The organism is Pseudomonas sp. KBN12P06040 (genome assembly GCF_037574965.1).
GTDB classification, from domain to species: domain Bacteria; phylum Pseudomonadota; class Gammaproteobacteria; order Pseudomonadales; family Pseudomonadaceae; genus Pseudomonas; species Pseudomonas aeruginosa.
Map to the genome: position 1 here is coordinate 3,295,787 of NZ_JBBELS010000001.1, position 25,761 is coordinate 3,321,547.

Annotated in this window: 20 protein-coding genes; 8 read left to right on the forward strand and 12 right to left on the reverse strand. The window is 69.1% G+C overall.

What is annotated here, in order from left to right; translation table 11 throughout:
* Nucleotides 1–4: 4 nt before the first annotated feature.
* The 8 genes from VQ067_RS15530 to VQ067_RS15565 all read right to left on the reverse strand — a co-directional run bounded on the left by VQ067_RS15530 (nucleotide 5) and on the right by VQ067_RS15565 (nucleotide 12,520).
* Complete coding sequence (locus tag VQ067_RS15530) at nucleotides 5–1,228, reverse strand: DUF2235 domain-containing protein (protein ID WP_003139649.1); 1,224 nt, start codon at nucleotides 1,226–1,228, stop codon at nucleotides 5–7.
* Nucleotides 1,229–1,430: 202 nt separating this feature from the next.
* Complete coding sequence (locus VQ067_RS15535) at nucleotides 1,431–2,612, reverse strand: aminotransferase class V-fold PLP-dependent enzyme (RefSeq protein ID WP_033990783.1); 1,182 nt, start codon at nucleotides 2,610–2,612, stop codon at nucleotides 1,431–1,433.
* Nucleotides 2,613–2,757: 145 nt separating this feature from the next.
* Complete coding sequence (locus VQ067_RS15540) at nucleotides 2,758–4,368, reverse strand: ABC transporter ATP-binding protein (RefSeq protein WP_010792375.1); 1,611 nt, start codon at nucleotides 4,366–4,368, stop codon at nucleotides 2,758–2,760.
* 1 nt (nucleotide 4,369) lies between these two features.
* The gene (locus VQ067_RS15545; RefSeq protein WP_074241415.1) at nucleotides 4,370–5,386 is read right to left on the reverse strand and encodes an ABC transporter permease; all 1,017 of its coding nucleotides are present in this window, start codon (nucleotides 5,384–5,386) and stop codon (nucleotides 4,370–4,372) included.
* A 1-nt stretch (nucleotide 5,387) separates the two neighbouring features.
* The gene (locus VQ067_RS15550; protein WP_033989101.1) at nucleotides 5,388–6,461 is read right to left on the reverse strand and encodes a microcin C ABC transporter permease YejB; all 1,074 of its coding nucleotides are present in this window, start codon (nucleotides 6,459–6,461) and stop codon (nucleotides 5,388–5,390) included.
* Between the two features lies 1 nt (nucleotide 6,462).
* On the reverse strand, nucleotides 6,463–8,271 hold the full coding sequence (locus VQ067_RS15555) for an extracellular solute-binding protein (RefSeq protein ID WP_340080856.1): 1,809 nt from the start codon (nucleotides 8,269–8,271) through the stop codon (nucleotides 6,463–6,465).
* Between the two features lie 3 nt (nucleotides 8,272–8,274).
* Nucleotides 8,275–11,232 carry a TonB-dependent receptor gene (locus tag VQ067_RS15560; protein WP_033990784.1) on the reverse strand — a complete coding sequence of 986 codons (2,958 nt, stop codon included), beginning with the start codon at nucleotides 11,230–11,232 and terminating at the stop codon, nucleotides 8,275–8,277.
* Between the two features lie 385 nt (nucleotides 11,233–11,617).
* The gene (locus VQ067_RS15565) at nucleotides 11,618–12,520 is read right to left on the reverse strand and encodes a LysR family transcriptional regulator (RefSeq protein WP_023094081.1); all 903 of its coding nucleotides are present in this window, start codon (nucleotides 12,518–12,520) and stop codon (nucleotides 11,618–11,620) included.
* Nucleotides 12,521–12,660: 140 nt separating this feature from the next.
* Here VQ067_RS15565 and VQ067_RS15570 point away from each other — a divergent pair, with 140 nt between their 5' ends.
* Nucleotides 12,661–14,046 (forward strand): MFS transporter, encoded by a 1,386-nt coding sequence (locus VQ067_RS15570; protein ID WP_052150380.1) that lies wholly within the window; start codon nucleotides 12,661–12,663, stop codon nucleotides 14,044–14,046.
* Nucleotides 14,047–14,052: 6 nt separating this feature from the next.
* Here VQ067_RS15570 and cynR read toward each other — a convergent pair whose 3' ends face one another.
* Nucleotides 14,053–14,940, reverse strand: coding sequence for a transcriptional regulator CynR (cynR, locus tag VQ067_RS15575; RefSeq protein WP_014602990.1), 888 nt, complete (start codon nucleotides 14,938–14,940; stop codon nucleotides 14,053–14,055).
* 114 nt (nucleotides 14,941–15,054) lie between these two features.
* Here cynR and cynT point away from each other — a divergent pair, with 114 nt between their 5' ends.
* A complete protein-coding gene (gene cynT / locus VQ067_RS15580) occupies nucleotides 15,055–15,717 on the forward strand; it encodes a carbonic anhydrase CynT (RefSeq protein ID WP_003107081.1) in 663 nt (220 codons plus the stop codon).
* A 39-nt stretch (nucleotides 15,718–15,756) separates the two neighbouring features.
* The gene (gene cynS / locus VQ067_RS15585) at nucleotides 15,757–16,227 is read left to right on the forward strand and encodes a cyanase (RefSeq protein ID WP_033990788.1); all 471 of its coding nucleotides are present in this window, start codon (nucleotides 15,757–15,759) and stop codon (nucleotides 16,225–16,227) included.
* Between the two features lie 37 nt (nucleotides 16,228–16,264).
* On the opposite strand, the gene VQ067_RS15590 is transcribed toward cynS, so the two are convergent.
* Nucleotides 16,265–17,218 carry a FecR family protein gene (locus VQ067_RS15590; protein WP_033990789.1) on the reverse strand — a complete coding sequence of 318 codons (954 nt, stop codon included), beginning with the start codon at nucleotides 17,216–17,218 and terminating at the stop codon, nucleotides 16,265–16,267.
* Nucleotides 17,215–17,721 (reverse strand): sigma-70 family RNA polymerase sigma factor, encoded by a 507-nt coding sequence (locus VQ067_RS15595; RefSeq protein WP_003088700.1) that lies wholly within the window; start codon nucleotides 17,719–17,721, stop codon nucleotides 17,215–17,217. The genes VQ067_RS15590 and VQ067_RS15595 overlap by 4 nt, the downstream gene beginning before the upstream one ends.
* Before the next feature lie 327 nt (nucleotides 17,722–18,048).
* Between VQ067_RS15595 and VQ067_RS15600 the strand changes: the two genes are divergently transcribed.
* Nucleotides 18,049–20,043 (forward strand): alkaline phosphatase D family protein, encoded by a 1,995-nt coding sequence (locus tag VQ067_RS15600; protein ID WP_033990790.1) that lies wholly within the window; start codon nucleotides 18,049–18,051, stop codon nucleotides 20,041–20,043.
* A gap of 57 nt (nucleotides 20,044–20,100) precedes the next feature.
* Here the strand turns inward: VQ067_RS15600 and VQ067_RS15605 are convergent, their stop codons facing one another.
* Complete coding sequence (locus VQ067_RS15605; protein ID WP_003088696.1) at nucleotides 20,101–20,397, reverse strand: antibiotic biosynthesis monooxygenase family protein; 297 nt, start codon at nucleotides 20,395–20,397, stop codon at nucleotides 20,101–20,103.
* A 581-nt stretch (nucleotides 20,398–20,978) separates the two neighbouring features.
* On the opposite strand from VQ067_RS15605, the gene cmrA reads away from it, so the two are divergent.
* The 4 genes from cmrA (at nucleotide 20,979) to VQ067_RS15625 (ending at nucleotide 25,722) form a co-directional block, all read left to right on the forward strand.
* Nucleotides 20,979–21,911 (forward strand): AraC family transcriptional regulator CmrA, encoded by a 933-nt coding sequence (gene cmrA / locus VQ067_RS15610; RefSeq protein ID WP_023091888.1) that lies wholly within the window; start codon nucleotides 20,979–20,981, stop codon nucleotides 21,909–21,911.
* Nucleotides 21,912–21,998: 87 nt separating this feature from the next.
* Complete coding sequence (locus tag VQ067_RS15615) at nucleotides 21,999–23,354, forward strand: hypothetical protein (RefSeq protein WP_023112454.1); 1,356 nt, start codon at nucleotides 21,999–22,001, stop codon at nucleotides 23,352–23,354.
* A 58-nt stretch (nucleotides 23,355–23,412) separates the two neighbouring features.
* Nucleotides 23,413–23,673: a membrane protein insertion efficiency factor YidD gene (gene yidD / locus VQ067_RS15620; RefSeq protein WP_021264708.1), complete on the forward strand. Its 261-nt coding sequence runs from the start codon at nucleotides 23,413–23,415 to the stop codon at nucleotides 23,671–23,673.
* A 174-nt stretch (nucleotides 23,674–23,847) separates the two neighbouring features.
* Nucleotides 23,848–25,722, forward strand: a complete 1,875-nt coding sequence (locus VQ067_RS15625; protein WP_003088690.1) for a DUF3857 domain-containing transglutaminase family protein — start codon at nucleotides 23,848–23,850, stop codon at nucleotides 25,720–25,722.
* The last annotated feature ends 39 nt before the right edge of the window (nucleotides 25,723–25,761 follow it).

A 25,761-nucleotide genomic window follows, 5' to 3' on the forward strand; every position in this document is an offset into this window, starting at 1 on the left:
GCCGCTAGCGGTAGCCGTCGAGCAACGGCGAATCGTCGATGAGGTCGCAGCGTTCCAGCGCTGGCAGGTTGCACGGCCGGTAGTCGGGGCATTCGTCCAGCCGCCGCTGCACCGAACGGTGCAGCTTGACCCGGGTTTCCTGCCCGACCGGTTCCAGCGGCCGCGAGCGCGGCCGGCCACGCGACCAGCGCCAGGCGCGGTTGCCGCTGCGGCGGTCCCAGACCAGCAGCGGCAGCCACTCGGCCAGGCGCCAGGGCCGGGTCATCACCGGCAGGATCGGCGCGGTCGGGTCCGGGCCCTGCTTCGAACGTGCGCGCAACTGGTCGCGGCTGCGCGCCGGGTCGACATGCAGGCCGGCCTCCAGCGCCTCGCCGAGCATCCAGGTAAAGGCCACCAGGGCCAGCCGCGAGTCCTTCGGCGCATAGCCACCGCCGACATCGGAGTGCATGCCGGGGAACCACACCTGCAACACGTCGGACTTGCGGTCCTTCTCGCCGAACCAGAGGTTCTGCCGGAAGAAGCAGCGGCATTCGTCGATGGCCAAGGCCTGGCGGACCACGTCGACCATTTCGTTGTTCGAGGAATAGGGCACGGTCAGCGGGTCGTAGACCCAGCCCACCGAGGTCACGGTGTCGAACAGGCCGAGGAAGTGCACCTTCACCTGCCGGCCGAAGACCTTGCGGAAGCGTCCCAGCAGGCCGAAGTCCGGCCCGCGGCGACGCGTGCCGGCCCGCTTGTCTTCGGCGCGGGGCGGCATGCGGGTGGTGAGCAGGGTCCAGGCGTAGTCGAAGAGGTGCGGCTGGTGCGCATCGATCAGGCCCACCGCACGCAGCATCGCGGCCAGCACGCGCACCGCGTAGGCGCCACGGGAAAAGCCGAAGAGGAATATCTGGTCGCCGGGCCGGTAGTGCTCGGCGAGGAAGCGATAGGCGCCCTCGACGTTGCGCTTGAGCCCCCAGCCGAAGGCCAGGCCGGCGATCCGCGAGGGAAACTTCTGCCACTCGAACAGGGTTTCCTTCAGGCCGAAGGTGCCGACGCCCTGGTCGTAGTAGGCCAGCACCCTGCGCGGATCGCGCGACAGCGAACGGTACAGGCGCACCACGTTGGTCGGCTGGTCGCCGAAGCGGTTCGAGGTTCCGTCGATGCAGACCACCAACTGGCGCGGCGCGTCGTTGTCCTGGGCGCTGCCGGCAGGCGGCAAGGCGGAATCGGGGGAGAGATCGTCCATTGGGCTCACGCAGGCAAAGCCTGACTTCCGTCGGCGGTGGATGGGAATGGCGACGCATGATACCCAACCTGGATGATCCGCCAAGCGCACATTGCCGGGAAATGGCGGCAAAGACGAAAAGCCCCTGGAGCCGCAGGGCGAATAACCGCTTCGCGGTTATCCGCAGCCCCTGGCTTCGGCGAGGGCGGGTCGAGCCGGCCGCTCAGCCTGCCCTGGATACCCCAAGGAACGGCTGCCACGCCGGCGCGCCACTATCCGCCGCGGCCTTGAGGGCGGCCACCGCCGCGTCGACGTCGGCCTCGCGGGTGTAGCGACCGAGGCTCAGGCGCACGCTGCGGCCAGCGCTGGCGGCGTCGTGGCCGAGGGCGAGAAGCACGTGGGACGGCGCCGGCCGCGCCGAGTTGCAGGCCGAGGTGCTGGACACCGCCAGGCTGGACTCCAGTGCCTGGGGGACAAAGGCCGGGTTGTCGAAGGTCAGGTTCAGGGTATGCGCGATGCGTGCGTCGGCGCTGCCGTTCAGGCGCCAGCCGTCGATCTGCGCCAGCCCCTCCAGCAGACGCCGCTGGAGTGCGGCGATGCGCCTGCCCTCCTCCTCGAAAAGCTCGCCGGCGAGGGCGAAGGCCTCGCCCATGCCGACGATCTGGTGGGTCGCCAGGGTCCCGGAACGCAGGCCCTGCTCGTGTCCGCCGCCGTGGATCTGCGCCTTCAGCCGGCGCTCGGCGCGCGGCCCGACGTACAACGCGCCGATGCCCTTGGGCCCGTAGGTCTTGTGTGCGGAGAACGACATCAGGTCCACCGCCAGGCGGCCCAGGTCGATCGCCACCTTGCCGCTGGCCTGCGCCGCGTCGACGTGGAACAGCGCGCCGCGCTCGCGCACCCGTTCGCCGATGGCGGCGATGTCGGTCAGGGTGCCGAGTTCGTTGTTGACCCGCATCAGCGACACCAGGCGGGTATCGGCGCGCCAGGCCGCCTCCACCTGTTCCGGCCGGATCAGGCCATCGGCGCCGGGCGCCAGCCAGGTCACGCTCCAGCCGTCATCGGCGAGTTGCTGCACGGTGTCCAGCACCGCCTTGTGCTCCAGGCGACTGGTGATCAGGTGGCCGGGCGTGTCCAGCGCCTGGGCCACGCCCTTGAGGGCCAGGTTGTTGGATTCGGTGGCGCCGGAAGTCCAGACGATCTGCCCGGCGCTGGCGCCGACCAGCGCGGCCACCTGCTCCCTGGCCCGCTCCACCGCCCGCCGCGCCTGGCGGCCGTAGGCATGGGAGTTCGACGCGGGATTGCCAAAACACGCCTGGTAGCCGAGACACTCCACCATGGCCCGGATCACGCGCTCGTCCACGGGCGTGGTGGCGGCGTAATCGAAGTACAACGGTAACGAACTCATCGCATTCCCCCAATCGATCGAACGGCCCCGGAAGCCGACATGGCTCCTTGTCCCTGACGGGCCCGCAGGCCGATCTTAAGAAAAGCGCCGGGGCGTCTGGAAAGAACCTTTCGGAACATCCTTAGAGTCTGCATGGTTTCCCGCCTCAGATTCCCAGCCCGGCCACCCGCAGGTGCTCTTCCAGGCGCAGCGCGGGTATCGCTCCGAGCAACTCGCGGGTATAGGGGTGGCGCGGCTGGCTGAACAGCGCCGCGGCGCTGCCCTGCTCCACCACCCGGCCGTCCTTGAGTACCAGGATGTCGTGGGCCAGGGCGCGTACCACGGCCAGGTCGTGGCTGATGAACAGGTAGCTCAGCCCGTGGCGACGCTGCAACCGACGCAGCAGCTCGACCACCTGGCACTGCACGCTGCGGTCGAGCGCCGAGGTCGGTTCGTCGAGCAGGATCAGCGCCGGCTTCAGCACCAGCGCGCGGGCGATGGCGATGCGCTGGCGCTGGCCGCCGGAAAACTCGTGGGGATAACGTTCCAGGCAAGGCTCGTCGAGACCGACCTCGCGCAGTGCCTCCAGCACCCGCGCGCGGCGTTCGCCGGCATCGCCGATGCCATGGATACGCAGGCCTTCGCCGACGATCTGTTCCACGCTAAGGCGCGGGTTGAGGCTGCCGTAGGGGTCCTGGAACACCGCCTGGAACTGCCGGCGCAATGGCAACAGGCGCTTGCCGTGCAGCCGGTCGAGGCGCTCGCCCTGGAACAGGATCTGCCCTTCGGCCGGCAACAGGCGCAGCAGCGCCTGGCCGAGGGAGGACTTGCCTGAACCGCTTTCGCCGACGATCCCCAGAGTGCTGCCACGGCGCAGCCGCAGGCTGACCTCGTGCACCGCGCGCAGTCCCGCGCGCCGGCGCAGCCAGCCGCCGGGCGCGGGGTAGTCGAGGCTCAGCGCGCGCACCTCCAGGCAGGTCTCGCGGCACGCCACCGGCTCCGCCAGCCCACCCGGCTCGGCCTCGATCAGCAAGCGCGTGTAGGGATGCCGGGGCGAACGGAACAGCGTCTCGCAGGCGTTCTCCTCGACGATCTGGCCATCGCGCATCACGCAGACCCGATCGGCGACCCGGCGCACCAGGTTGAGGTCGTGGCTGATCAGCAGGATCGCCATGCCCAGCCGTCGCTGCAAGCTTTGCAGCAGCTCCAGGAGGCGTTTCTGCACGGTGACGTCGAGAGCCGTGGTCGGTTCGTCGGCGATCAGCAGTTGCGGCTCGCAAGCCAGCGCCATGGCCAGCATCACTCGCTGTCGCTGGCCGCCGGAGAGCTGGTGCGGATAGGCCTCGAGCAGGCGTCGCGGCTGCTCGAGGCCGGCCAGTTCGAGCAGTTCCAGTACCCGCCCGCGCAGCGCGGCGCCACGCAGGCGGCGATGCAGGCGCAGGCCCTCGCCGACCTGGCGGCCGATGCGCTGCAATGGATTGAGCGAGGTCATCGGCTCCTGGAACACCATGCCGATGCGCTGCCCACGAATCGCCAGCAATGCCTGCGGCGACAGGGCGAGCAGTTCCTCGCCGTCCAGGCGCACGCTGCCGCCCAGGCGCGCCGCGCCCGGCAGCAGGCGCAGCAGGGCGTGGGCGGTCTGCGACTTGCCGGAGCCGGACTCGCCGACCAGGGCCAGGGTCTCGCCGGCGCGCAGGCTGAAGTCGATCCCCTTCACGACCTGCGTGTCGCCATAGGCGACGCTCAGGTTTTCCACTCGCAACAGTTCCCGGTTCATCTCATTTCCTCGGATCGAAGGCGTCGCGCACCGCTTCGCCGATGAACACCAGCAGGCTGAGCAAGGTCGCCAGGACCACGAACACGGTCAGCCCGAGCCAGGGCGCCTGGAGGTTGTCGCGGCCCTGCCCGACCAGTTCGCCAAGGCTCGGCGAGCCGGGCGGCAGGCCGAAACCGAGGAAGTCCAGGGCGGTCAGGGTGGTCACCGCGCCACAGAGCAGGAACGGCAGGAAGGTCAGGGTCGCAACCATGGCGTTGGGCAGGATATGCCGGAACATCACCCCGGCGTCGCCGAGGCCGAGGGTTCGCGCCGCCTTGACGTACTCCAGGTGACGACCGCGCAGGAACTCGGCGCGAACCACGTCGACCAGGCTGGTCCAGGAGAACAGCAGCATGATCGCCAGCAGCCAGCCGACCCCGGGCTGCACCAGGCTGGCGAGGATGATCAGCAGGTAAAGCATCGGCAGACCCGACCAGACCTCGATGAAGCGCTGGCCGAACAGGTCGATCCAGCCGCCGTAGTAGCCCTGCACCGCGCCGGCGCAGATTCCCAGCAACGACGAGGCCAGGGTCAGGCCGAGGGTGAAGAGGATCGACAGGCGCAAGCCGTAGATCACCCGCGCGAGCACATCGCGGCCCTGGTCGTCGGTGCCCAGCCAGTTCTCCGCCGAGGGCGGCGCCGGCGCCGGGCGCGCGTAGTTGATGCTGCGGGCGTCGAAGCGGATCGGCGGCCACAGCGCCCAGCCGTCGCGGGCGATGCGTTCGCTCATGAAGCGGCCGCGGTAGTCCGGCGGGAACGGCAGCTCGCCGCCGAAGGCGGTTTCCGGATAGTCCCGCAGCACCGGCAGGAACCACTGGCCACGGTATTCCAGCAGCAGCGGGCGGTCGTTGGCGATCAGCTCGGCGAACAGGCAGGCGACGAACAGCGCGAGGAACAGCCGCAGCGCCAGGCGCCCGCGGCGGTTGGCGCGGAACGCGGCGAGGCGGCGGCGGTACAGCGGGGAAAGGACGATGGCCATCTCACTGTTTCCTCGCGGCGAAGTCGATGCGCGGGTCGACCAGGCTGTAGGCCAGGTCGCCGGCCAGCTTCACCAGCAACCCGAGCAGGGTGAAGATGAACAGGCTGCCGAACACCACCGGGTAGTCGCGGCCGAGCGCCCCTTCGTAGCCCATCAGGCCGAGGCCGTCGAGGGAGAACAGCACCTCGATCAGCAGCGACCCGGTGAAGAACACCGAGACCAGCGCCGCCGGCAGCCCGGCCACCACCAGCAACATGGCGTTGCGGAACACATGGCCGTAGAGCACCCGGCGCTCGCCGAGGCCCTTGGCGCGAGCGGTGGCGACGTACTGCCTGGATATCTCGTCGAGGAAGCTGTTCTTGGTCAGCAGGGTCAGGCTGGCGAAACCGCCGACCACCAGCGAACCCACCGGCAGCGCCAGGTGCCAGAGGTAATCGGCGAAACGCGCCAGCGGGCCGAGGCGCTCGGCGCCCTCGGAAGCCAGGCCACGCAGGGGGAACCAGTCCAGGTAGCTGCCGCCGGCGAACAGCACGATCAGGACGATGGCGAAGAGGAAGCCGGGCACCGCATAGCCGACCACCACCAACGCGCTGCTCCACAGGTCGAAGGCGCTGCCGTGGCGCACCGCCTTGGCCACCCCCAGGGGAATCGACACCAGGTAGGTGATCAACGTCGCCCACAAGCCCAGGGACAGCGAGACCGGCAGCTTCTCGGCGATCAGGTCGACGACCCGCGCGTCGCGGTAGAAGCTCTCGCCGAAATCCAGCCGGGCGTAGCTCGACAGCATCAGCCAGAGCCGTTGCAGCGGCGGCTTGTCGAAGCCGTACTGGCGCTCCAGGGCGGCCACCAGCTGCGGGTCGATGCCGGTCTCGCCGTGGCGCTGCGGTTCCAGCGCGCCATGCCCGCCCTCCCCGCCACGCCCCAGCGGGCCGCCGCCGTCGACGCCCTGCAGGCGCGCGATGGCCTGTTCCACCGGCCCGCCGGGTGCGGCCTGGACGATGGCGAAGTTGATCAGCAGGATGCCCAGCAGGGTCGGCAGGATCAGCGCCAGGCGGCGCAACAGGTAGCCGCCCATGTCACTGCGCCTGCCGGCTCGGCACGGCCCGCTCGCGGACTTCCCACCAGGTGTTCAGCCCCAGGCTGTAGCGCGGCGCCTGCGGCGGTCGGCCGAAGCGATTCCAGCTGGCGATCCAGACCTCGTCGGAATACCAGGTCGGGATCAGGTAGTAGCCCCATTGCAGCACCCGGTCGAGGGCGCGCACGGCGGTTTCCAGGGCGGCCCGCGAGTCGGCCTCGACCACCGCCTGCACCAGCCGGTCGATGGCCGGGTCCTTCAGGCCGATGCGGTTGTAGCCGCCGGGATCGGCGTAGCTGGAGGAATGCCAGAAGCTGTACTGCTCGTTGCCCGGCGAATTGGACTGGGAGAAGCTCGAAACGATCATGTCGTAGTCCCGCGCACGTATGCGCTCGATGTATTGCGAAGCGTCCACCTGGCGCAGGCGCATATCGATGCCGATCCACGCCAGGTTGCGCTGGAACGGCAGCAGCGCGCGCTCCAGGCCCTTGCCCTGGAGCAGGAGTTCGAAGCGCAGCGGCCGTCCGGCGGTATCCAGCAGGCGTCCGTCGACGGCATGCCAGCCGGCCTCGCCGAGCAGGCGGTAGGCCTGCACCAGGCGCTCATGGATATCGCCGCTGCCGTCGTTCACCGGCGGAGCGTAGGCCTGGCCGAAGACCTCCTCGGGGATCTGCCCACGCAGCGGCTCCAGCAAGGCCAGTTCGTCGGCGCCGGGCAGGCCGCGAGCGGCCATCTCCGAGTTGTCGAAATAGCTGCGCAGGCGCTTGTAGCGACCGCCGAAGAGCTGTCGGTTGGTCCATTCGAAGTCGAACAGCAGGCTCAGCGCCTGGCGTACCCGGCGGTCCTCGAACAGCGGCCGGCGCAGGTTGAACACCAGGCCCTGGAGGCTGGCCGGGTACGGGTAGGGAAAGCTCTCCTGGCGCAACCGGCCATCGCGCAGGGCCGGCGAGTCGTAGCCGCTGCTCCAGGCCTTGACGCTGGTCTCGACATTGATGTCGGCCTGCCCGGCCTTGAACGCCTGCAAGGCCACGCCGCTGTCGCGGTAGTAGTCGAAACGGATCCGCTCGAAGTTGTACAGGCCACGCCCGACCGGCAGGTCGCGAGCCCACCAGTCGGGGTTGCGCCGGTAGCTCACCGAACGCCCCGCCTCGGCCTTCTCCAGCCGGTAAGGTCCGCTGCCCAGCGGCGGCTGCATGCTGCTGCGGTTGAAGTCGCGTCCCTGCCACCAATGCCTGGGCAGCACGTAGAGCTGGGCCAGCACCAGCGGCAGTTCGCGGTTGCCGGCATGACGGAAGTCGAAGCGGATGCGCAGGCGGTCCTCCACCACCGGCTCGCGGACCTCCTTGTAGTAGGCGCGCCAGAACGGGCTGCCCTGCTCGACCAGACTGTCGAAGGAAAACTTCACGTCCTCGGCGGTGACCGCCACGCCGTCGCTGAAGCGCGCCCGCGGATCAATATGGAAACGCACCCAGCTGTTGTCCGGGGCTTTCTCGATGTAGCGCGCCAGGTAGCCGTATTCGGTGAACGGCTCGTCCAGTGACTGGAAGCCGAGGGTTTCGTAGATCAGCGCGGCCTGGGTCATGCTGATCGGCGTGCCGCGGTTGGCGAAGGGGTTCAGCGTGTCGAAGCTGCCGCTTTCCATCCGCCGTAGGCTGCCGCCCTTGGGCGCCTGCGGGTCGACGAAGTCGAAGTGCTGGAAACCCGGCGGGTATTTCGCCGGCTCGTCGTAGAGCGTGATGGCATGGCGCGGTTCGCTGCGGGCCAGGCTGGCGAGCAGGCAGCAGGCGAAGACCAGGATGCGTCCGGGCATGGCTCAACCACCGAAGTGATAGCTGAAGTCCAGCCACCATTGGCGGCCCATGGCGTCGTAGTTGCCGGTGGGATAGTACGGCCAGCCATCGGAGTCGTCCTCCTTAATCTGGTTGAGCAGGTTGTTCACCGTCAGGCCGACGCTGGCGCGTTCGTTGAGCCGGTAGCGGGCGCTGGCGTTGAACACCGTCCACGGGCTCAGGCGCCCGCTGCCAGCGGCGTTGGTAACGCTGCCGTAGCGCACCGCGAAGAGCGTCGAGGTGAACTGTGCGTAGTCCCAGGTCAGGCTGGCGTTGAGTTTGCTGCGCCAGTCGTGGGAGTCGAGGCTGTCGCGCTGGTTCTCGCTGGGGTAGTCGTCGGACTGCTGGTAGTCGTGGGACAACACCAGGGTGTAGCCGAGGGTCGAGGAGAAGGCGCCGTAGTCGCCGGCGCCCCAGCGGATGTTGCTGCGCAGGTCGATGCCGCTGGTGCGCTCCTTGGCCGCGTTGATGGCATTGACGTAGACCTTGTTCAGGCGATTCGGATCGACGCTGGCGTCGCCGGCGTTGCGTTCGACCCGCGCCAGGGTGTCGCGGCACTGCGCCGAGTCCGGATCGAGCCCGCCGCTGCGGCAGGCCGCCTCGTCGCGCAGCAGTTTGTCCGGATCGAGGGTGGTCAGCAGGTCGTCGATCTGGATGTGGTAGTAGTCGGCGGAAAAGTCGAACCTGCTCGACGGCGACCAGACGAAGCCGTAGCTCCAGTAGCGCCCGCGCTCGGACTTCAGGTCGGGCGTGCCGCTCTGCACGTAGTCGACCCGACCGTTCTTGCAAGCGCCGTCGACGCCTTTCTCGCAACCGTAGTAGTCCTTCTGCGCCGGGTAGTAGCCGTTGGCGTCGGCCTGGTAGATGTAGTTCAGGTCCGGCGCGCGGAAGCTGGTGCCGTAGCTGCCGCGGAGCAGCAGGCTGGTCAGCGGGCGCCACTCCAGCCCCAGGTTGTAGGTAGTCTGCTCCTCGGTGCGACCGCTGAACCTGTACTGGTCCCAGCGGCCGGCGGCGGACGCCAGCAGCGTGTCATGCAGCGGGATGCTGAATTCGCCGCCGGCGGCGTAACGGTCGCGCGAGCCGCCGGAGCTGCTGGCCTTGGAGACGTTGTAGAGGGAGCCGTCGTTGTATTGCGAATCGGGGCGGATCCTGTAGCCCTGCTTGCCCACCTCCAGCACGCCGGCGAAGGCCACCGGGCCGGCCGGCAGGTCGAACAGCTCGCCGTTGCCGGTGAAGCTGTAGGTCTGCGAGTAGGACTCGCTGTGCTGGGTCACGTTGCGCCGCAGGCTGCGCCATTCTTCCTCGCTCAGCGGACGTCCGAGGCGCGCCGGATCGGGATCGTAGACCGGGTAGCCATCGCGTTCGCCGAGCTTGCGGCCCAGGTACAGGTCGAGGATCCCGGCCGCCGGGGTGTAGCGGGTAGTGCGGTCGCTGCGGTACTCGGAGCGGGTCGCGGCCAGTTCGTATTCCCAGGAGGTATTGGCGACGCGGTCGCTGTAGCCGAGGGTGCCGGTCCAGGACACCTCGCGCCACTTGCTGTTGTTGCTGCTCTTGCCGCCGATCTCCTCGGGCGAGAACAGCCGGTACCAGCGCTCCAGGTCGCCGCTGGAGGCATTGATGAAGTCCGGCGAGGTGAAGGACGGCCCGCGGGTATTGTTCTGCAGGTGGTCGAAGCCGAACAGCAGGTCGGCGAACAGCTTGCCGCTGTCGCTCAGGTGCCAGGTGCCGCCGGCGTAGCCGTCGTAGTTTTCCTTCTTGGTCTGCAGGGTCCAGTAGTTGTTGTAGTACTGGTCGGTCATGCAGCGATAGCCACCCCTGGCGCCCGGCACCGGCGCCACGTTGCCGCCGAACAGGCCGCCGAGGCCGGCGCAGGAGGCGTCGCCGAGGTAGCGTCCGCTCTGCGGGTTCAGCCGGTAACCGACGTTGTTGCCGTCCGGGTAGCTGTCCATGAAACCGCGCTGGTTGGCCCAGACCGGCTGGCGCTGCTCGACCTGCAGGCCGAACAGGCCTTCGAAGTCGCCCGTCGCACCGCCGCCGACCAGTTGCAGGCGCTGGTTGTCGCCGCCGCCGCGCTCGGTGGTGCCGGCGCGCAGGTTGACGTCGACGCCATCGAATTTCTTCTTCAGGACGATATTGACCACCCCGGCGATGGCATCCGAGCCGTAGATCGCCGAGGCGCCGCCGCTGAGGATCTCGATGCGGTCGATCATGACCGCCGGGATGTTCGCCAGGTTGGTGAAGTTCACCGAGCCGCCATAGGCGGTCGGGTAGTCGGCGACGCGCCGGCCGTTGATCAGCACCAGCGTGTGGTTGGGGCCGAGATCGCGCAGGTTGAGGGCGTTGGCCGCCGGTTGCCAGGTGTTGCCGTAGTCCTCGCCCTGGGTCATGCCGGTGTTCTGGGTCTGCGTCTGCAAGGCCTCGAAGACGTTGCGGTAGCCACGGTTCTGGATTTCCTCGCTGCTGATCACCGTGACCGGCGACGGCCCTTCCTGCTGGGCGCGGGGAATCCGCGAGCCGGTCACCACCACCCGCTCCAGGGTCTGCTCCGCTTTCGCCGCCAGCGACTGCACCTTCGCCGCCGGTACGGCCGCGCGCAGCGGCGCGGCGGAAATCACCGCGCCGCGCTCGGAACGGCGGAACTGCAGGCCGCTACCGCGCAGGGCCTGTTCCAGGGCCTGGTCGACACTCAGCGGACCGCGCACCGCCGGCGCCTGCCGGCCGCGCACCAGCGACTGCTCGAAGGAGATCAGCAAGCCGCTCTGCCGCGAGATGCCTAGCAGCACCTGGTCCAGCGGGCCGGCGGCGACGTCGAAGGTGAGCGCCTTGGCGGCGGGCGCGGGCGTCTCCGCACCTGCCTCCGGCGGCGCGGCGTAGGCCGCCGCGAGCAGCGCGGCCAGGGCCAGGCTGGAAGGCAGGCGTGTGGATGGAGCATGGTGCGGCATCGTTCGGTTCCCCCCGAAAACATGGTTTCCAGGGGATGAGCGATGAGCGCGGGAGATTTGCAGGGCCAGCTTGGAACGCTTTGTTCTGAGCTTATAAACGCAGGCGAATAGGCGTATCGGCGGATAACGCCTCCGGCGTCATTCGCCCCACCCGACAATCTTCCCCAGCTCCGCTGCCGGCCTTGCCCCGCGTAGGGCGAATAGCCGCTTGCGGCTATCCGCCGGTTCAGGCACGGCGTATCGGCGGATAACGCCTCCGGCGTTATTCGCCCTACCCGACAATCTTCCCCAGCTCCGCTACCGGCCTTGCCCCGCGTAGGGCGAATAGCCGCTTGCGGCTATCCGCCGGTCCGAACACGGCGTTATCCGCCCTGCCGCCCTCGGGTCAGTACGTCAGCGCCCCGCACCAGTGCGCGCTCTTCAGTTCCTCGTAGAGCGCGCCGATCTTCAGCGAGCACTGCCGCGACGGCGGGTAGATCAGCGACACCGGGCACAGCGGCGGTTCGAAGGGCTGGAGGATGCGTACCAGTCGACGCCGGCGGATCGCCTCCTCGGCCATGAAGCCCATCACCTGGACGATGCCCTGGCCGACCAGCGCCGCGTCGACCAGCGCGTCGGCCACGTCCAGCACCAGGTCGCCGCGCACCGCCAGGCTCAGCGGCTGGCCGTCGCGCTGGAACTGCCATTCCAGCAGCTTGCCGGTGTGCAGGTCGCGCACCGTCGGGCAGTTGTGCCCGGCGAGTTGCTCCAGGCGCTCCGGCGTGCCGTGACTGCGCAGGTATTCCGGCGACGCCACCGTGACCCAACGCAACGCCGCCAGCGGCCGGGCGATCAGGCGCACGTCGCCGACCCGGCCGAGACGCACGGCGGCGTCGAAGCCTTCCTCGGTGAGGTCGACCAGGCGATCGGTCATCGCCGCCTCGATCTGCAACTGAGGGTAGCGCCGGGTCAGTTCGCGCAGCGCCGGCATGATCACGATCCGCCCGAGCGCCTGCGGGGTGGTGATCTTCAGCGGACCGCTCGGCGCGCACTGGCGGTCCACCAGCAACTTCTCGACTTCCTCCAGCTCCGCCAGCAAGGGTGCGCAGCGCTCGTAGAACAGCTGGCCGTCCGGGGTCAGGCTGACGCTGCGGGTGGTGCGGTGCAGCAGACGCACGCCGAGTTCGGCTTCCAGCCGGCCGATGGCGCGCGACAGGCCGGACTGGGTCAGACCGAGGGAAACGGCGGCCTGGGTGAAGCTACGGGTCTCGGCCACGCGGGCGAGCAACTTGACGGCATTCAGGTCCATGGCGATCTCATCGATGATTATTTTCATCAGTGAAAGGACGGAGAGGCTATTTATCACGATTCCAGCATGAGAAACACTGGCCGCGCCCAACCCAGACCAGGAGTCCCGCCGTGACGGACCGTGCCGCCCCTTCCAACTGGATGCTCGCCCTGCTCGCCTGCGCGCAACTGATCATCGCCCTCGACGCCACCATCGTGTTCGTCGCCCTGCCGGAAATCAGTCGGGCGCTGGATTTTTCGGCGCAACGCCTGCAATGGGTGGTGAGCGCCTATACGGTGGCCTTCGGCGGCTTCCTCCTGCTCGGCGGGCGCGCCACCGACCTGCTCGGCCGGCGCCGCATGTACGTCCTCGGGCAAAGCCTGTACGCCCTCGCCTCCCTCGCGGGCGGCCTGGCCCAGAGCGAGTTGCCGTTGATCCTCGCCCGCGCCGTGCAGGGCCTGGGTGGCGCGCTGCTGTTCCCGGCGACCCTGGCGCTGATCGGCAATCACTTCGCCGAGGGCCCGGCGCGCAATCGTGCCCTGGCGATCTGGAGCATCGCCTCGGCGTTCGGCCTGGCCCTCGGTTCGGCGCTCGGCGGCGCGCTCACCGAGCTGTTCGGCTGGGCCTCGATCTTCCTGGTCAACGTGCCGCTGGCCGGCGCCGCGGCGCTGCTCGCCCTGCGCCTGATCCCGGCCGACGCCCGGCGCCAGCGCGGTCGGCGCTTCGACCTGGCCGGCGCGCTGACGGTCACCGCCGGCGCCACCCTGCTGGTCTTCGCCCTGGTCCAGGGCCCCGAGTCGGGCTGGGATGCGCCCTCGGTACGTTTCGGACTTTACCTTTCCGTCCCGCTGCTGCTGGCGTTCCTCGCCATCGAACACTACAGCCGCGACCCGCTGATGCCGCTGCGCCTGCTGGGCAACCGCAACCTGCAGGTGGCGATGCTACTGACCGCGATCTTCATGAGCAGCTACGGCGTGCAGTACTACTTCCTGGCCATCTACTTCCAGTCGGTGTACGGCTACAGCGTGTTGCAGACCGGCCTGGCGTTCCTCCCGGCGACTCTGCTCTGCACCCTCGGTATCCGCGTCGCCGAGCGCCTGCTGGCCCGCCACGGGGCACGCGCGACGCTGGTCGCCGGCCTGCTGCTGGGCGCACTCGGGCTCGGCCTGCTGGCAGCGTGCCTGCCGCTGGGGCGCAGCTTCCTGGCGCTGCTGCCGGCCATCGTGATCCTCAGCGTCGGTCAGGGCATGACCTGGACCGCCATGTGGGTCAGCGCCGCCAGCGGCGTCGATCCCGCCGAACAGGGCGTCGCCTCGGGGATGGCCTCGATGACCCAGCAGATCGGCGGCGCGCTCGGCCTGGCCCTGCTGGTAGCGCTGGCCAACGCCCAGGTACGTGGCGCCGATGCCGCCAGCCTGCTGGCCAGCCAGGCGCGCGGCATCGAATGGGTGACCGCGCTCAGCGCCCTGCTCGCCCTGTTCGGCGCCGCCCTGGCCTTGCGTCTGCGCCGCGAGGAACCCGCGGCGTTGCAGCCGAGTCGCGGCTGATCCCGCTCAGGCGTCGCCCAGCTCGGCGCCGAGTTCCAGCGCCAGGGCCTGGAAGGCCAGGCGCGCGGCGCCGGGATGGCTGCCCTGGCGCCAGAACAGCGCTACCTGGCGGGTCGGCAACGCCGGCCGCAGCGCCATGCAGCGCAACCCGGCCTGCTGGCGCGCCACCGCCTCCGGCAGGATGCTGGCCAGCCGTCCGCGGCGAACCACGTCGACGATGGCGCTGATCGAGTTTGCCTCCAGCGCCACCCGCGCCGTCACCCCTTGCTGGCGCAGGTAAGCGTCAATGTGCCGGCGCGTGGCGAAGTCGTCGCGCAACAACGCCAACGGCAACTCCGCCAGCGCTGCGGCGGCCAGCGGCGCGTCCGCCGCCGGGTGTTCCGCCCCCAGCACCAGGCCCAGGCGCTCCAGGTAGAGCGGCTGGCTGTCGATCTCCACTGAACCCGGCTCGCTGAAGGCCACGCCAAGGTCCAGGCGATCGTCGATCAGCGCCGCCTCCAGGGCGTCCTGGGGCAACTCCTCGAGGCTCAACTCGATGCCCGGATAGCGCTGATTGAACGGATCCACCAGGGCGCCCACCAGATAGCAGGTGAAGGTCGGCGTCATGCCCAGGCGCAGGCGGCCGCGACTGAGGTCGCGCACCTCGTGGATCGCCCGCTGCGCCGCTTCCAGCTCGCGCAAGGCACGCCGCGCATGAAGCAGGTACAGCTCGCCGGCATCGGTGGGACGCACGCTCCTGCCGGAGCGGTCGAGCAATTGCACGCGCAGTTGCTCTTCCAGTTGCCGCACCTGCTGCGACAGGGTCGGCTGCGAAACGTGCAGCGCCTCGGCGGCGCGGGTGAAGTTGCGATGCTCGGCGACAGCGAGCAGGTAGCGCAGGTGGCGAAGCAGCATGGAAACATCCAACTATAGGCCAGACCAATGATTGGAATAATAAACCGGTCTTGGACCCTATGGCTCAGTCCGCGCATCCTGGCCCCACCATTCGACGGCCAGGAGCCCAGCGCCATGCGTGACATCATCGACGGCTTTCTCCGCTTCCAGCGCGACGCCTACCCGGCGCGCTCGCAACTGTTCAAGTCCCTGGCCACCCGGCAAGCCCCCAAGGCGCTGTTCATCGCCTGCTCGGACAGCCGGGTGGTCCCCGAGCTGCTGACCCAGCGCGAGCCCGGCGAACTCTTCGTGATCCGTAATGCCGGCAACATCGTCCCCGGCTACGGGCCGCAGCCCGGCGGGGTCAGCGCCTCGGTGGAATACGCGGTGGCGGTGCTCGGGGTCGGCGACATCGTGGTCTGCGGCCACTCGGACTGCGGCGCGATGGGCGCCATCGCGTCCTGCGCCTGTCTCGACCAGTTGCCGGCGGTGGCCGGCTGGTTGCACCACGCCGAGGCCGCACGGGCGATGAACAGCGCCCACGAACACGCCTCCGAGGCGGCGCGGCTGGACGCCCTGGTGCGGCACAACGTGATCGCCCAACTGGCCAACCTGCGCACCCACCCCTGCGTCGCCCGCGCCCTGGAACAGGGTCGGCTGAACCTGCACGGCTGGGTCTACGACATCGAAAGCGGCCGCATCGACGCCCTCGACGGCGCCAGCCGGCGCTTCGTCTCCCTCGCCGAGCATCCCGAAGTGCGCGCGGTAGGCGGCGAACCTGGGCAGGCGGTCGCTTGAATCCCTTCCCTCACAACCACCCGCAAGGAGAGTCATCCCATGCAACACAGCCAAGTGTCCCCCAACGCGCGCCAGCAACTGGCCGAGACCGTGGTCCTGAACAAGGCCCGCCTGGGCCTGTCCTGGCAGGATCTGGCCGACGGCACCGGTCTCGCCCTGACCTTCGTCACCGCCACCCTGCTCGGCCAGCATGCCCTGCCAGAGGCGGCGGCGCGCAAGGTCGCCGCCCAACTCGGCCTGGACGACGACGCGGTGCTCCTGCTGCAAAGCATCCCGCTGCGCGGCAGCATTCCCGGCGGCATTCCCAGCGACCCGACCATCTATCGCTTCTACGAGATGCTGCAAGTCTACGGCAGCACCCTGAAGGCACTGGTCCACGAACAGTTCGGCGACGGCATCATCAGCGCGATCAACTTCAAGCTGGACATCAAGAAGGTCGAGGACCCGGAAGGCGGCTCGCGGGCGGTGATCACCCTCGACGGCAAGTACCTGCCGACCAAACCGTTCTGAAGCGTCGCGCCGCCCGGCTCGCCGCCGGGCGCGCGCCTCAGCGGCTGGCGATGCTGACCCAGTAGGGCCCGTGGTAGTCGATCCGGATCGGCAGGCTCTGCTCCAGCAATGCCAGCGCCACGCCGCTGTCGTCCAGCGGGTAGATACCACTGACGCGCAGCGCCGCCGCGTCGTCGGCGACGCTGACGATGCCGCGGCGATAGGCGCGCAACGCCTCCAGTACCTCCCCCAGCGGACGGTCGCGGACCTCCAGCCGGCCATCCAGCCAGGCGCTCTCGCCGCCTTCGGCAGGACCTCGGGCGAGAATCGCCGAGGCGTCGAAACGCGCGCTCTGGCCGCGCTCCAGCAGGCATTGCCGTCCGTCGGCCGTGGTGATCCGCACCCGCGACTCGAGCACCACCACCCGCGAGCTGGCACCGTCATCGCTGACCTGGAAGCGGGTTCCCTGCGCCTCGACCTGGCCGCGCCCGGTGTCGACGACGAACGGCCGCGCCGGATCCCGTGCCACGTCAACCAGCAGGCGCCCCTCGCGTAAGCGCAGGCGACGCCGGTAGCCATCGAATTCGGGGCGTGCCCGGCTGCGCGCGTCCAGCACCAGTTGGCTGCCATCCTCCAGGCGGAAGCTCTGGCGTTGTCCGGTGCCGGTATACAGGTCGCCGGGCCAGGGGAAGCCGACGATGCCGATCCGCCCCAGCGCCAGCGTCGCCACGCCGAACGCCGCCAGGCCGAGGCTGCGCTGGAGAAACCGGCGACGGGCGAACGGCGCCTCGAGGGCTCCGATCAATTGCTCGGCGCGCAAGCCGTGCAAGGGCTCGTCGCGAAACGACTGCAAGCCCAGGCTGAGCCGGTCGAACACCGCACCGTGCTCGGCGTCGGCCTGGCGCCACTGCTGGAACGCCAGGCGCTCCTCGGCGCCGGCATGGCCGGATTGCAGCAGCGCCATCCACTGCGCCGCTTCGTCGAGGATGCGTTCGCGCCTTCCCTGGCTCATTCGGCAAGCACCTGGTAGCACTGCTTGAAGCCCTCGACCATGTACTGGTGGATGCGGCTGACGGAAACCTCCAGCAAGCCGGCGATCTCCACGTAGGTCAGTCCGCCGATCTGGCTATGGATGAAGGCGGCGCGGGCCTTCGGCGACAGCCCGGCGAGCATGCGCTCCAGGCGCAGCAGGGTTTCCACCACCTGGGCCTGCTCCTCGGCGGACGGCGCGAGGGCCTCCGGAAGCCCGGCCAGGCTTTCCAGGTAGGCGCGTTCCAGGTCCTGGCGCCGCCAGCCGTCGTACATCAACCGGCGGGCGATGGTGGTGAGCAGCGCGCGCGGCTCGCGGATGCTTGCCGGGTCCGGCAGGGCGAGGACCTTGAGGAAGGTTTCCGAGGCGATGTCCTCGGCGCTGTGGGGGCAGCCGAGGTAGCGCCGCAGGCGCCCGCTCAGCCAGGAATAGTCGTTCTGGAACATCAGGCCGACGAGGCGATTGCGTGTCTGATCCATGCCCATTCCGCACTCTCGTGCTACGGGCCTGCGCCACCGGGCGTCGGGGTGGCAGGCGAAACCTTAATCGGCGGGAGGCGGCGCCGACGTCGGATTGCACGTGTCCCTCCCGCAAACAGCGATGGCAGGCCGCCGGGCCTGCGCGGAAGGCAATATGCCGCAGAAGCCCGAACGCAAAAAAGAATATTAATTAAGGTGTACTTAACTTTTTGGCATTAGAAGATCGCCATCCCGCGACGACTGTCGTCATTCCTTACGAAATGGCAACGCCGCGATCCGCGGAAAGCGGCATACTCGTCAGCTTGTTTCGCCGCGTCGACAACGCCCGTACCAATGTCCGCCTCGCTCCCCAACGACACCCCGCCTGACGAAGCCCTGCCCCTGGTCCTGGCCGGTCCCCTGCTGCGCCGCGCAGAGCCCGGACGCCTGGTGTTCTGGCTGGCCACGTCATGCCCGACGACCATCGAACTGATCCTCGCCAGCGAAGGCGAGGCGGAGCGTCGGATCCGCCTCGCGGAAGGAACCCACTCGGCCATCCGCATCGGCACCCATGCTTGGCTGCACCTGCTGGATGTCGCGCTCGACCCGCCGTTGCCCTGCGCCCGCCTGGTCGACTACGACCTGCGCCTCGCCGCCGACGGCGGGGAGTCTGCGGGAATCGCCGAATGGGCGCCGCATCTGCTCTACCCCGGTCGCCAGCGCGCCAGCCTGGTGCTCAAGCCACGTCTCGACCAGTTGCTCCACGGCTCCTGCCGCAAGCCGCATCACCCGGCGGCCGATGGCCTGCTGCAGGTCGACCGGCTGCTGGAGGAAAACCTGCTGCAGGCCAAAAGCCGCCCGGCGTTGCTGATGATGAGCGGCGACCAGGTCTACGCCGACGACGTCGCCGGGCCGATGCTGGTGGCCATCCATGGGCTGATCCGCCGCCTCGGCCTGTACGGCGAACACCTGGAAGGCGCGCTGGTGGACGACAGCGAGGCGCTCTACGCACACCCGGCCACCTACTACCGGCGCGAGGACCTGCTGCCCGCCTTCAAGTCCAACGAAGCCCTGCGCGAGCGCTTCTTCGGCGGGGTGAAGAAGCCGATCTTCACCTCGGCCAACGCCCACAACCATCTGGTCGGCCTGGCCGAGGTGCTGGCGATGTACCTGCTGGTCTGGTCGCCGGCGCCCTGGCGCCTGGTCAGGCTGGAACCGCCGCCGGGGCTGGATGCGCGGCACGCGCAGCGCTTCGCCGACGAGCGCCGGCACATCGAAGCCTTCCGCGATGGCCTGCCCGGCGTGGCGCGGGCACTGGCGCATATCTCGTCGCTGATGATCTTCGACGACCACGACATCACCGACGACTGGAACCTTTCCGCGCGCTGGGAGCTGACCGCCTACGGCCATCCGTTCTCCCGGCGGATCATCGGCAACGCCCTGCTCGCCTACCTGCTCTGCCAGGGCTGGGGCAACGACCCGCAGCATTGCGGCGAATGGCTGGCGCCGGTCGCGGCCCTGATGGAGGGTGCCGCGGCAGACGGCCGGCTGCCCTGCGCCGAGCAGGACCGCCTGCTCGATGCCCTGCTCGACTTCCAGCACTGGCACTACCGGTTGCCTGGCAGCCCGACCCTGATCGTCCTCGACACGCGCACCCGCCGCTGGCGCAGCGAGCGCAACCTGGGCCGGCCCTCCGGGCTGATGGACTGGGAGGCGCTGAGTGAACTCCAGCAGGACCTGCTCGGCGAAAAGGCGGCGATCATCGTGTCGCCGGCGCCGATGTTCGGGGTCAAGCTGATCGAGGGCGTGCAGAAGCTCTTCAGCTGGATCGGCCAGCCGCTGCTGGTCGATGCGGAAAACTGGATGGCCCATCGCGGCGCGGCCTCGGTGATGATGAACATCTTCCGCCACTCGCGCACGCCGGGTAACTACCTGATCCTTTCCGGCGACGTGCATTACTCCTTCGTCTACGACATCCGGATTCGCCACCGCGAGCGCGGGCCCCGGCTCTGGCAGATCACCAGCAGCGGGATCAAGAACGAATTCCCGCGACGCCTGCTGGACTGGTTCGACCGCCTCAACCGCTGGCTCTATGCGCCCTGGTCGCCGCTGAACTGGCTGACCCAGCGGCGCAGCCTGGAAATCCGCCCGCGCGTTCCGCAGCACAGCCAGGCCGGCGAGCGCCTGTGGAACAGCGCCGGGATCGGCCAGGTATTCATTGGCGAGGACGGCCGTCCGCGCGCGGTGTTGCAGGTCAATGCCGATGGCTCGCCGGAGACCGCCTTCGAGCGACATCGCGACGTCGAAGACGAACGAGCGGACCAGTCGCCGGTCGCGCCGGGTCGCTGAGACGCCAGAACAAGGGGGACGGGCGGACGCCGCGCCGCGTCATCCGCCCGCCCGGTTTCAGAACGGCCGCTCCTGCACGTCCAGGGTCGCCGCCAGCGCTTGCCAGAGCACCTCGGCGAAGACCCGCTGGGCGTCGCCGGACAGGTACGCCTGCATGGCAGCTTCATCGCTCCACTCGCTGTGCAACAGCCACAGGTCGGCGTCCCCGTCCGCCTGGCGCAGTTCGTAGCGCAGGCAACCGGGTGCAGCCTGGCCCGCCTGCGCCAGCTCTTGCAGGCGCAGGCCGAGGCGGTGCGACTGGCCGCTGCGGGCGCGAATGCTGACCAGGTGACTGGCCCGATTGAACGCTGGCATGCTCTCTGCCTCCTCGACATGGATTCGCCGCTGCGCAAGCGGCACCAGGAGTGGAAGGGCCGGCGGCGCCGAGACGCCGGCCGGCCGCTGTGGGGTGTAAGGGTGACGCATGTGCCCTGCCTCCGATTACCAGTTGCCGGGATGGGTCCGCGCCAGCGTGCCGCCCGCGGCGGGGCCGGCAGGCGAACGGGAAGGCGTGTCGGGGACCAGAGCGCCGTCGCGCGACCGCGAACGGGAGGCGCCCGGCGCGCGCTCCGGCGGCACGCCGCCCGATGACAGTCTGGCCTGTTGATTTGACATAGGTGTGTCCCCCTGCAGGTATTTCCCATCGGCATGACGGAGATTCCGCCATGCCAGCCAGATTAGGGGGACGGCGCGGGGAATCGGTAGACGGATACTGTCGGGTTCTTGCCTGAAACTGCCGCGTTCCGGTTTTTTCTCATCCGCTTGCGCCCGGTGAAACGAGCTGGCTTGCCTGTTCCTGGCGAATGCTTGCCTGATCCTGCCATCGCGCAGCGCGATGGATGCCTGTCGCCGCGACGCGCGCTAGTCTTGGGAAGGTTTCCCCCGCGAGTCCCCGCATGAGCGAAAACGCCCCGCTTCTTTCCGTCGATCTCCCCGCCGAATTGCGTCAGCGCCAGAGCGAACTGGCGCAGTCGCTGCTCAGGCATTGCCCCCGCGACGGTATCTACGGCACCGCCGTCGAACCCCTCGCCCTGATCCGCGCCGACGGCCCCACCCTGCCGGCGCGCGGCATGCACAAACCTGCCCTGTGCATCATCGCCCAGGGCCGCAAGGAGGTGCAGTTGGCCGAGGAACGCTATATCTACGATCCGTTGCACTACCTGGTGGTCTCGGTCACCCTGCCGCTGGCCGGCCAGGTGATCGACGCCTCGCCGGACGCGCCCTACCTCTGCGTCCGGCTGGATATCGACCCGGCGGAAATCACCCAGTTGATCTCCGACGCCGGGCCCATGGAAGTGGCCAGCCGGCGCGGCGACCGCGGCCTCTACGTCGACCGTATCGACGCCAGCCTGCTGGATGCGGTGCTGCGCCTGATCCATCTGCTGGACAGCCCGCGCGACATCCCGATGCTGGCGCCGCTGATCCTCCGCGAGATTTTCTACCGGCTGCTGCGCAGCGGCCAGGGCCAGCGCCTGCACGAGATCGCCATCGCCGACAGCCAGGCCCACCGCATCACCCGCGCCATCGACTGGATCAACCAGAACTACGGGAAGCCGCTGCGCATCGAGCAACTGGCCCAGGTGGTCAACCTCAGCCCCTCGACCCTGCACCACCGCTTCAAGGCCGTGACCGCGATGAGCCCGTTGCAGTACCAGAAGCAGCTGCGCTTGCAGGAAGCACGCCGGCTGATCTTCAGCGAGGGCCTGGAAGTGGCCGCCGCCGGCTACCGGGTCGGCTACGAAAGCCCGTCGCAGTTCAGCCGCGAGTACAGCCGGCTGTTCGGCGCCCCGCCGCTGCGCGACCTGGCGCGGGCGCGCAACACCGCCTAGGGGAACGCGGCAGCGGCCGCGACGGTCAATCGGGAAGCGGCGGGATACCTTCGTCGCCCCGACCGACCTTGCGCAACCGTACCCGCCATGACCCGAGCCCTGCCCCTGCTCCTGCTTGCCCTGTCCCTTCCCGCCGCGGCGACGGACAGCGAGTCGTTCGCCCGCCGCTACCTGGCCTATGCCCATGCCGTCGGCCAGCACAGCGAACGACTTTGGCCCGGCTGGCGGATGGCCGACAAGGCCTTCCTCTACAGCGATGGCCGCAGTACCTGGGTCGCCGATGCCGAAGGCCGCGCGCAGCGCACCACGGTGGCGGGCGACAGCGACCCGGATCTCGACCTGAGCTATGCCTTTCCGCGTTACCGGGGCCGTCCGGCGGTGCTGCTGCAGATCAGCGCCGCGCACCTGCGGAGCAATACCGGCAATAGCGAGACGCTGGCCGCCATCGGCCCGCACGAAGCCTTCCATCGCTACGCCCAGGAAGACTGGCCGGGCCTGCGCAAGCCCGGTGGCTATCGCGGCGACCTGGCCACGCTCGACCCGCGCCCGCGGGAATACCGCTATGCCCTGTTCCAGTCGCTGCTCCAGGCCCTGCGCACGCCCGGGCAGCGCGACAGCTACCTGAGCGACGCCCAGGGCTGGCTGCGCCGCTGGCGCGAAGCGGCTCCCGAGGAAAGCCGGCTGGCGGCGCAGGTCGATCTCAGCGAAGGCACCGCGCGCTACATCGAGATGGCCGCCGCCGCGCGCTACCGCACCGATTTCGCCGAGGATCCGCAACGCTATCGACAGGCGCTGCGGGAGTACGCGCTGGCCTTCTACGATGCCAACGAGATCGGCGTCGGCGTCGACAGCGAAGCCTACGAGATCGGCGCGCTGGCCGGAGTGCTGCTGGACCTGCGCGACGACGACGCGGACTGGAAGGAAGCCGCGATAGCCGGCACCTGGCCGCTGGACTACCTGCTGCGCGACCAGCCTCCGGCCTGGAGCGAACTTCCCGACGACGCGCGGGCGCGCGGCGAGCGCTACCGGCGCGAGATGGGCGCCACCCGCCAGCGCCTGGTCGAGTTGCAGGAGGCCTTCGCCGACCCACGGCGACCGCTGCTGGTGATCCCACAACCGCGCCGCACCATCGGCTTCACCACGGCGGCCAGCAAGGTGCGCGGGGGCTTCTACGTCCTTGCCGACGGGCCGTTCCGCCAGGCCTACCTCGGCGCGCGCTGGAATGTCGGCGAGCTGACCCTGGACGGCGTCGACTACCTGGAGGGCGACGCCGAGGCGTACTGCCCGGGCTACGGCCGTTCGGCACTGATTCCATTGCGCGGAGGCGCTTGGCGCGAGGGCACGCTGGCGCCGGAAGAACCCGGCCTGCGCGGCCGCCTGGCGACTGCTCGCAGCCTCGTCGACGGGCGGACCCTTTATTGCGCAGCGGAGAATGCTCCTTGAGGACCGACAACGGCGCTACAATGCCCGCTCGCCGCCGCAACCCCGCCGAGGGCTCGCCATGAAGTTCCTGCTGATCGGGCTGATCCGCTTCTACCAGTACGCAATCAGCCCGCTGATCGGTCCCCGCTGCCGCTTCTACCCCAGTTGCTCGCACTACACCCTGGAAGCCATCCGCGTACATGGCCCGCTGCGAGGCGGCTACCTCGGCGCGCGCCGGCTGCTGCGCTGCCACCCCTGGCACCCGGGCGGCTACGACCCGGTTCCGGAGCGCCAGGAACAGGCGTGCGCCTGCCACAGAACGGCGAAGCCCGGCGAATGAAGCCGGCGAAAAGATCGCAACGGCGACATCCCGCACATAACCGGACCCGCCGGTCGACATGCGGAATTGATAAAACCTATCATTCAGGGTCCATCTCCCCGGCTATCGCCCGGCGCCCCCTTGCGCCCGGCTACGCCGGGGAGTTCCGCTCAAACGTTTCATCCTGAGGCTCCGATGCCCCGTCATCCCTTCTCCCCTTCCTTCCTCGCCGCCAGCGTCTTCTGCGCCGCCACCCCGGCCCTCGCCGCGCTGCAACCGATCGCCGAGGCGCCGCTGGCCGGCGAAACCGAGTTCCGCTGCCAGTTCAACGCCGACAACAGCACCGATTGCGTGAGCACCTACAGCTTCACCATCCTCAAGCCGAGCGGCCGCGAGATGCTCTCGCGCATCGATCGCAGCTACGCGGAGACCGATAGCCTGATCGTGGAGAAGGCCGAGCTGACCCAGCCCGGCGGCAAGCCGGTGCCGCTGGACCAGTCGCAGATCGATACGCGCACCGCGCCGAACCCGGACCAGGGCTTCCTGCGCGAACGCCAGACCTCCCTGGCGTTCCCCAACCTGCGCGTCGGCACCCGCATCAGCTACACCCTGCGCGAGCACTTCACCGCCAAGCCGCTGAGCACCCAGTTCCACTACATCCTCAGCCGCCCGCCGATGCCGGTGCGCGACGACCGCTTCGTCGCCGAGTTCAAGGCCGAGCGGCCGATCTTCGTGCGCAGCGAGCTGATGGACGCCTATCGCATCGAACAGAGCGCCGACAAGAAGACCCTCAAGGTCAGCCTGAAAAAGCCGCAATACACCAACTACATCAACGAAGCCGGCAACGCCTACCTGCGACATACCCCGCGCCTGGAGCTGGGCAGTTCGCTGGACCTGCAGGACAACTTCGGCCCGTTCGCCGCGCGCTACAACGAGATCCTCGCCGCGGAGCTGCCCAAGGGCGCCGCGGCGGCCGTCGCCGCGGTGAAGGGCAAGCCGGCCCGCGAGCAGGTCGCCGGCCTGATGCAGTACATCAACGACACCTACCGCTACCTGGGCGACTGGCGCGCCAGCGAGCGCGGCTACGTGCCCTTCTCCCTGGCGGAGATCGAGCGCAATGGCTACGGCGACTGCAAGGACCTGGCGATCCTCCTCGCCGCCATGCTCAAGGCCGCCGGGATCAAGGCCGAACCGACCCTGGTCAGCCGCGGCGACGTGGTCTGGGACCTGCTGGTGCCCGGCATGTACGCGCCGAACCATGCCATCGTCCGCGCCGAGGTGGACGGCAAGACCTGGTGGCTGGACCCGACCAACCCGGTGTTCGCTCCCGGCCGCACCATGCCCGACATCCAGCAGCGCTGGGCGCTGGTGCTGGGCGCCGACGGCAAGGTGCGGCGCGACGAGATTCCCCTGGAAGCGCCCGGCGACACCCTGCGCGTGACCCGCAGCGAGCATTACACCCATGACGGCGAGGCCCGGGTCGAGTCGCGCGTGGAGCTTTCCAATGCGCCGCTGATGCAGCTCAGCGTCGCCGATCGCCAACGCGGCCGCACCAGCACCGACCAGGACCTGTGCCGCAACTTCGCCAAGGAAGGCAGCGACTGCGTGCTGGAGCGCGACGACAGCCAGTTCGTGCTGCCGCCCAGCTATACGATCAGTGCCAGGCTTACCGACCGCCGCGCCCTCGACCGGCTCGGCGGAGAGTATTTCTACAACCGCCAGGACCTGGCCAGCCAGTGGGACGCGTTCGCCAAGTACCGCAGCGAAGGCCAGTTGGCCGAGCTGTACCTGGGCGAACCGCAGATCACCTCCTACGACATCAGCCTGTCCGGCGGCAAGACTGACGAGCCGGCGCACAGTTGCGAGATCCGCAGCCCCTGGTTCGACATCGACCTGCAGGCCGAACCGGCCAAGGACGGCGGCTACCACTATCGCTACCGGGAAGTGCAGAAGACCAGTTGGCTCAACCACGACGAGATCAACAGCGCCGAGTTCGGCAAGCTGATCGAGCAGAGCCGCGGTTGCGTCGAGCAACTGCGCCTGGTGGTCAAGCTGGACAAGCGTCCCTGAGCGACGCGCGCCCGCTCCGGCGGGCGCGTCCAGCCGCAC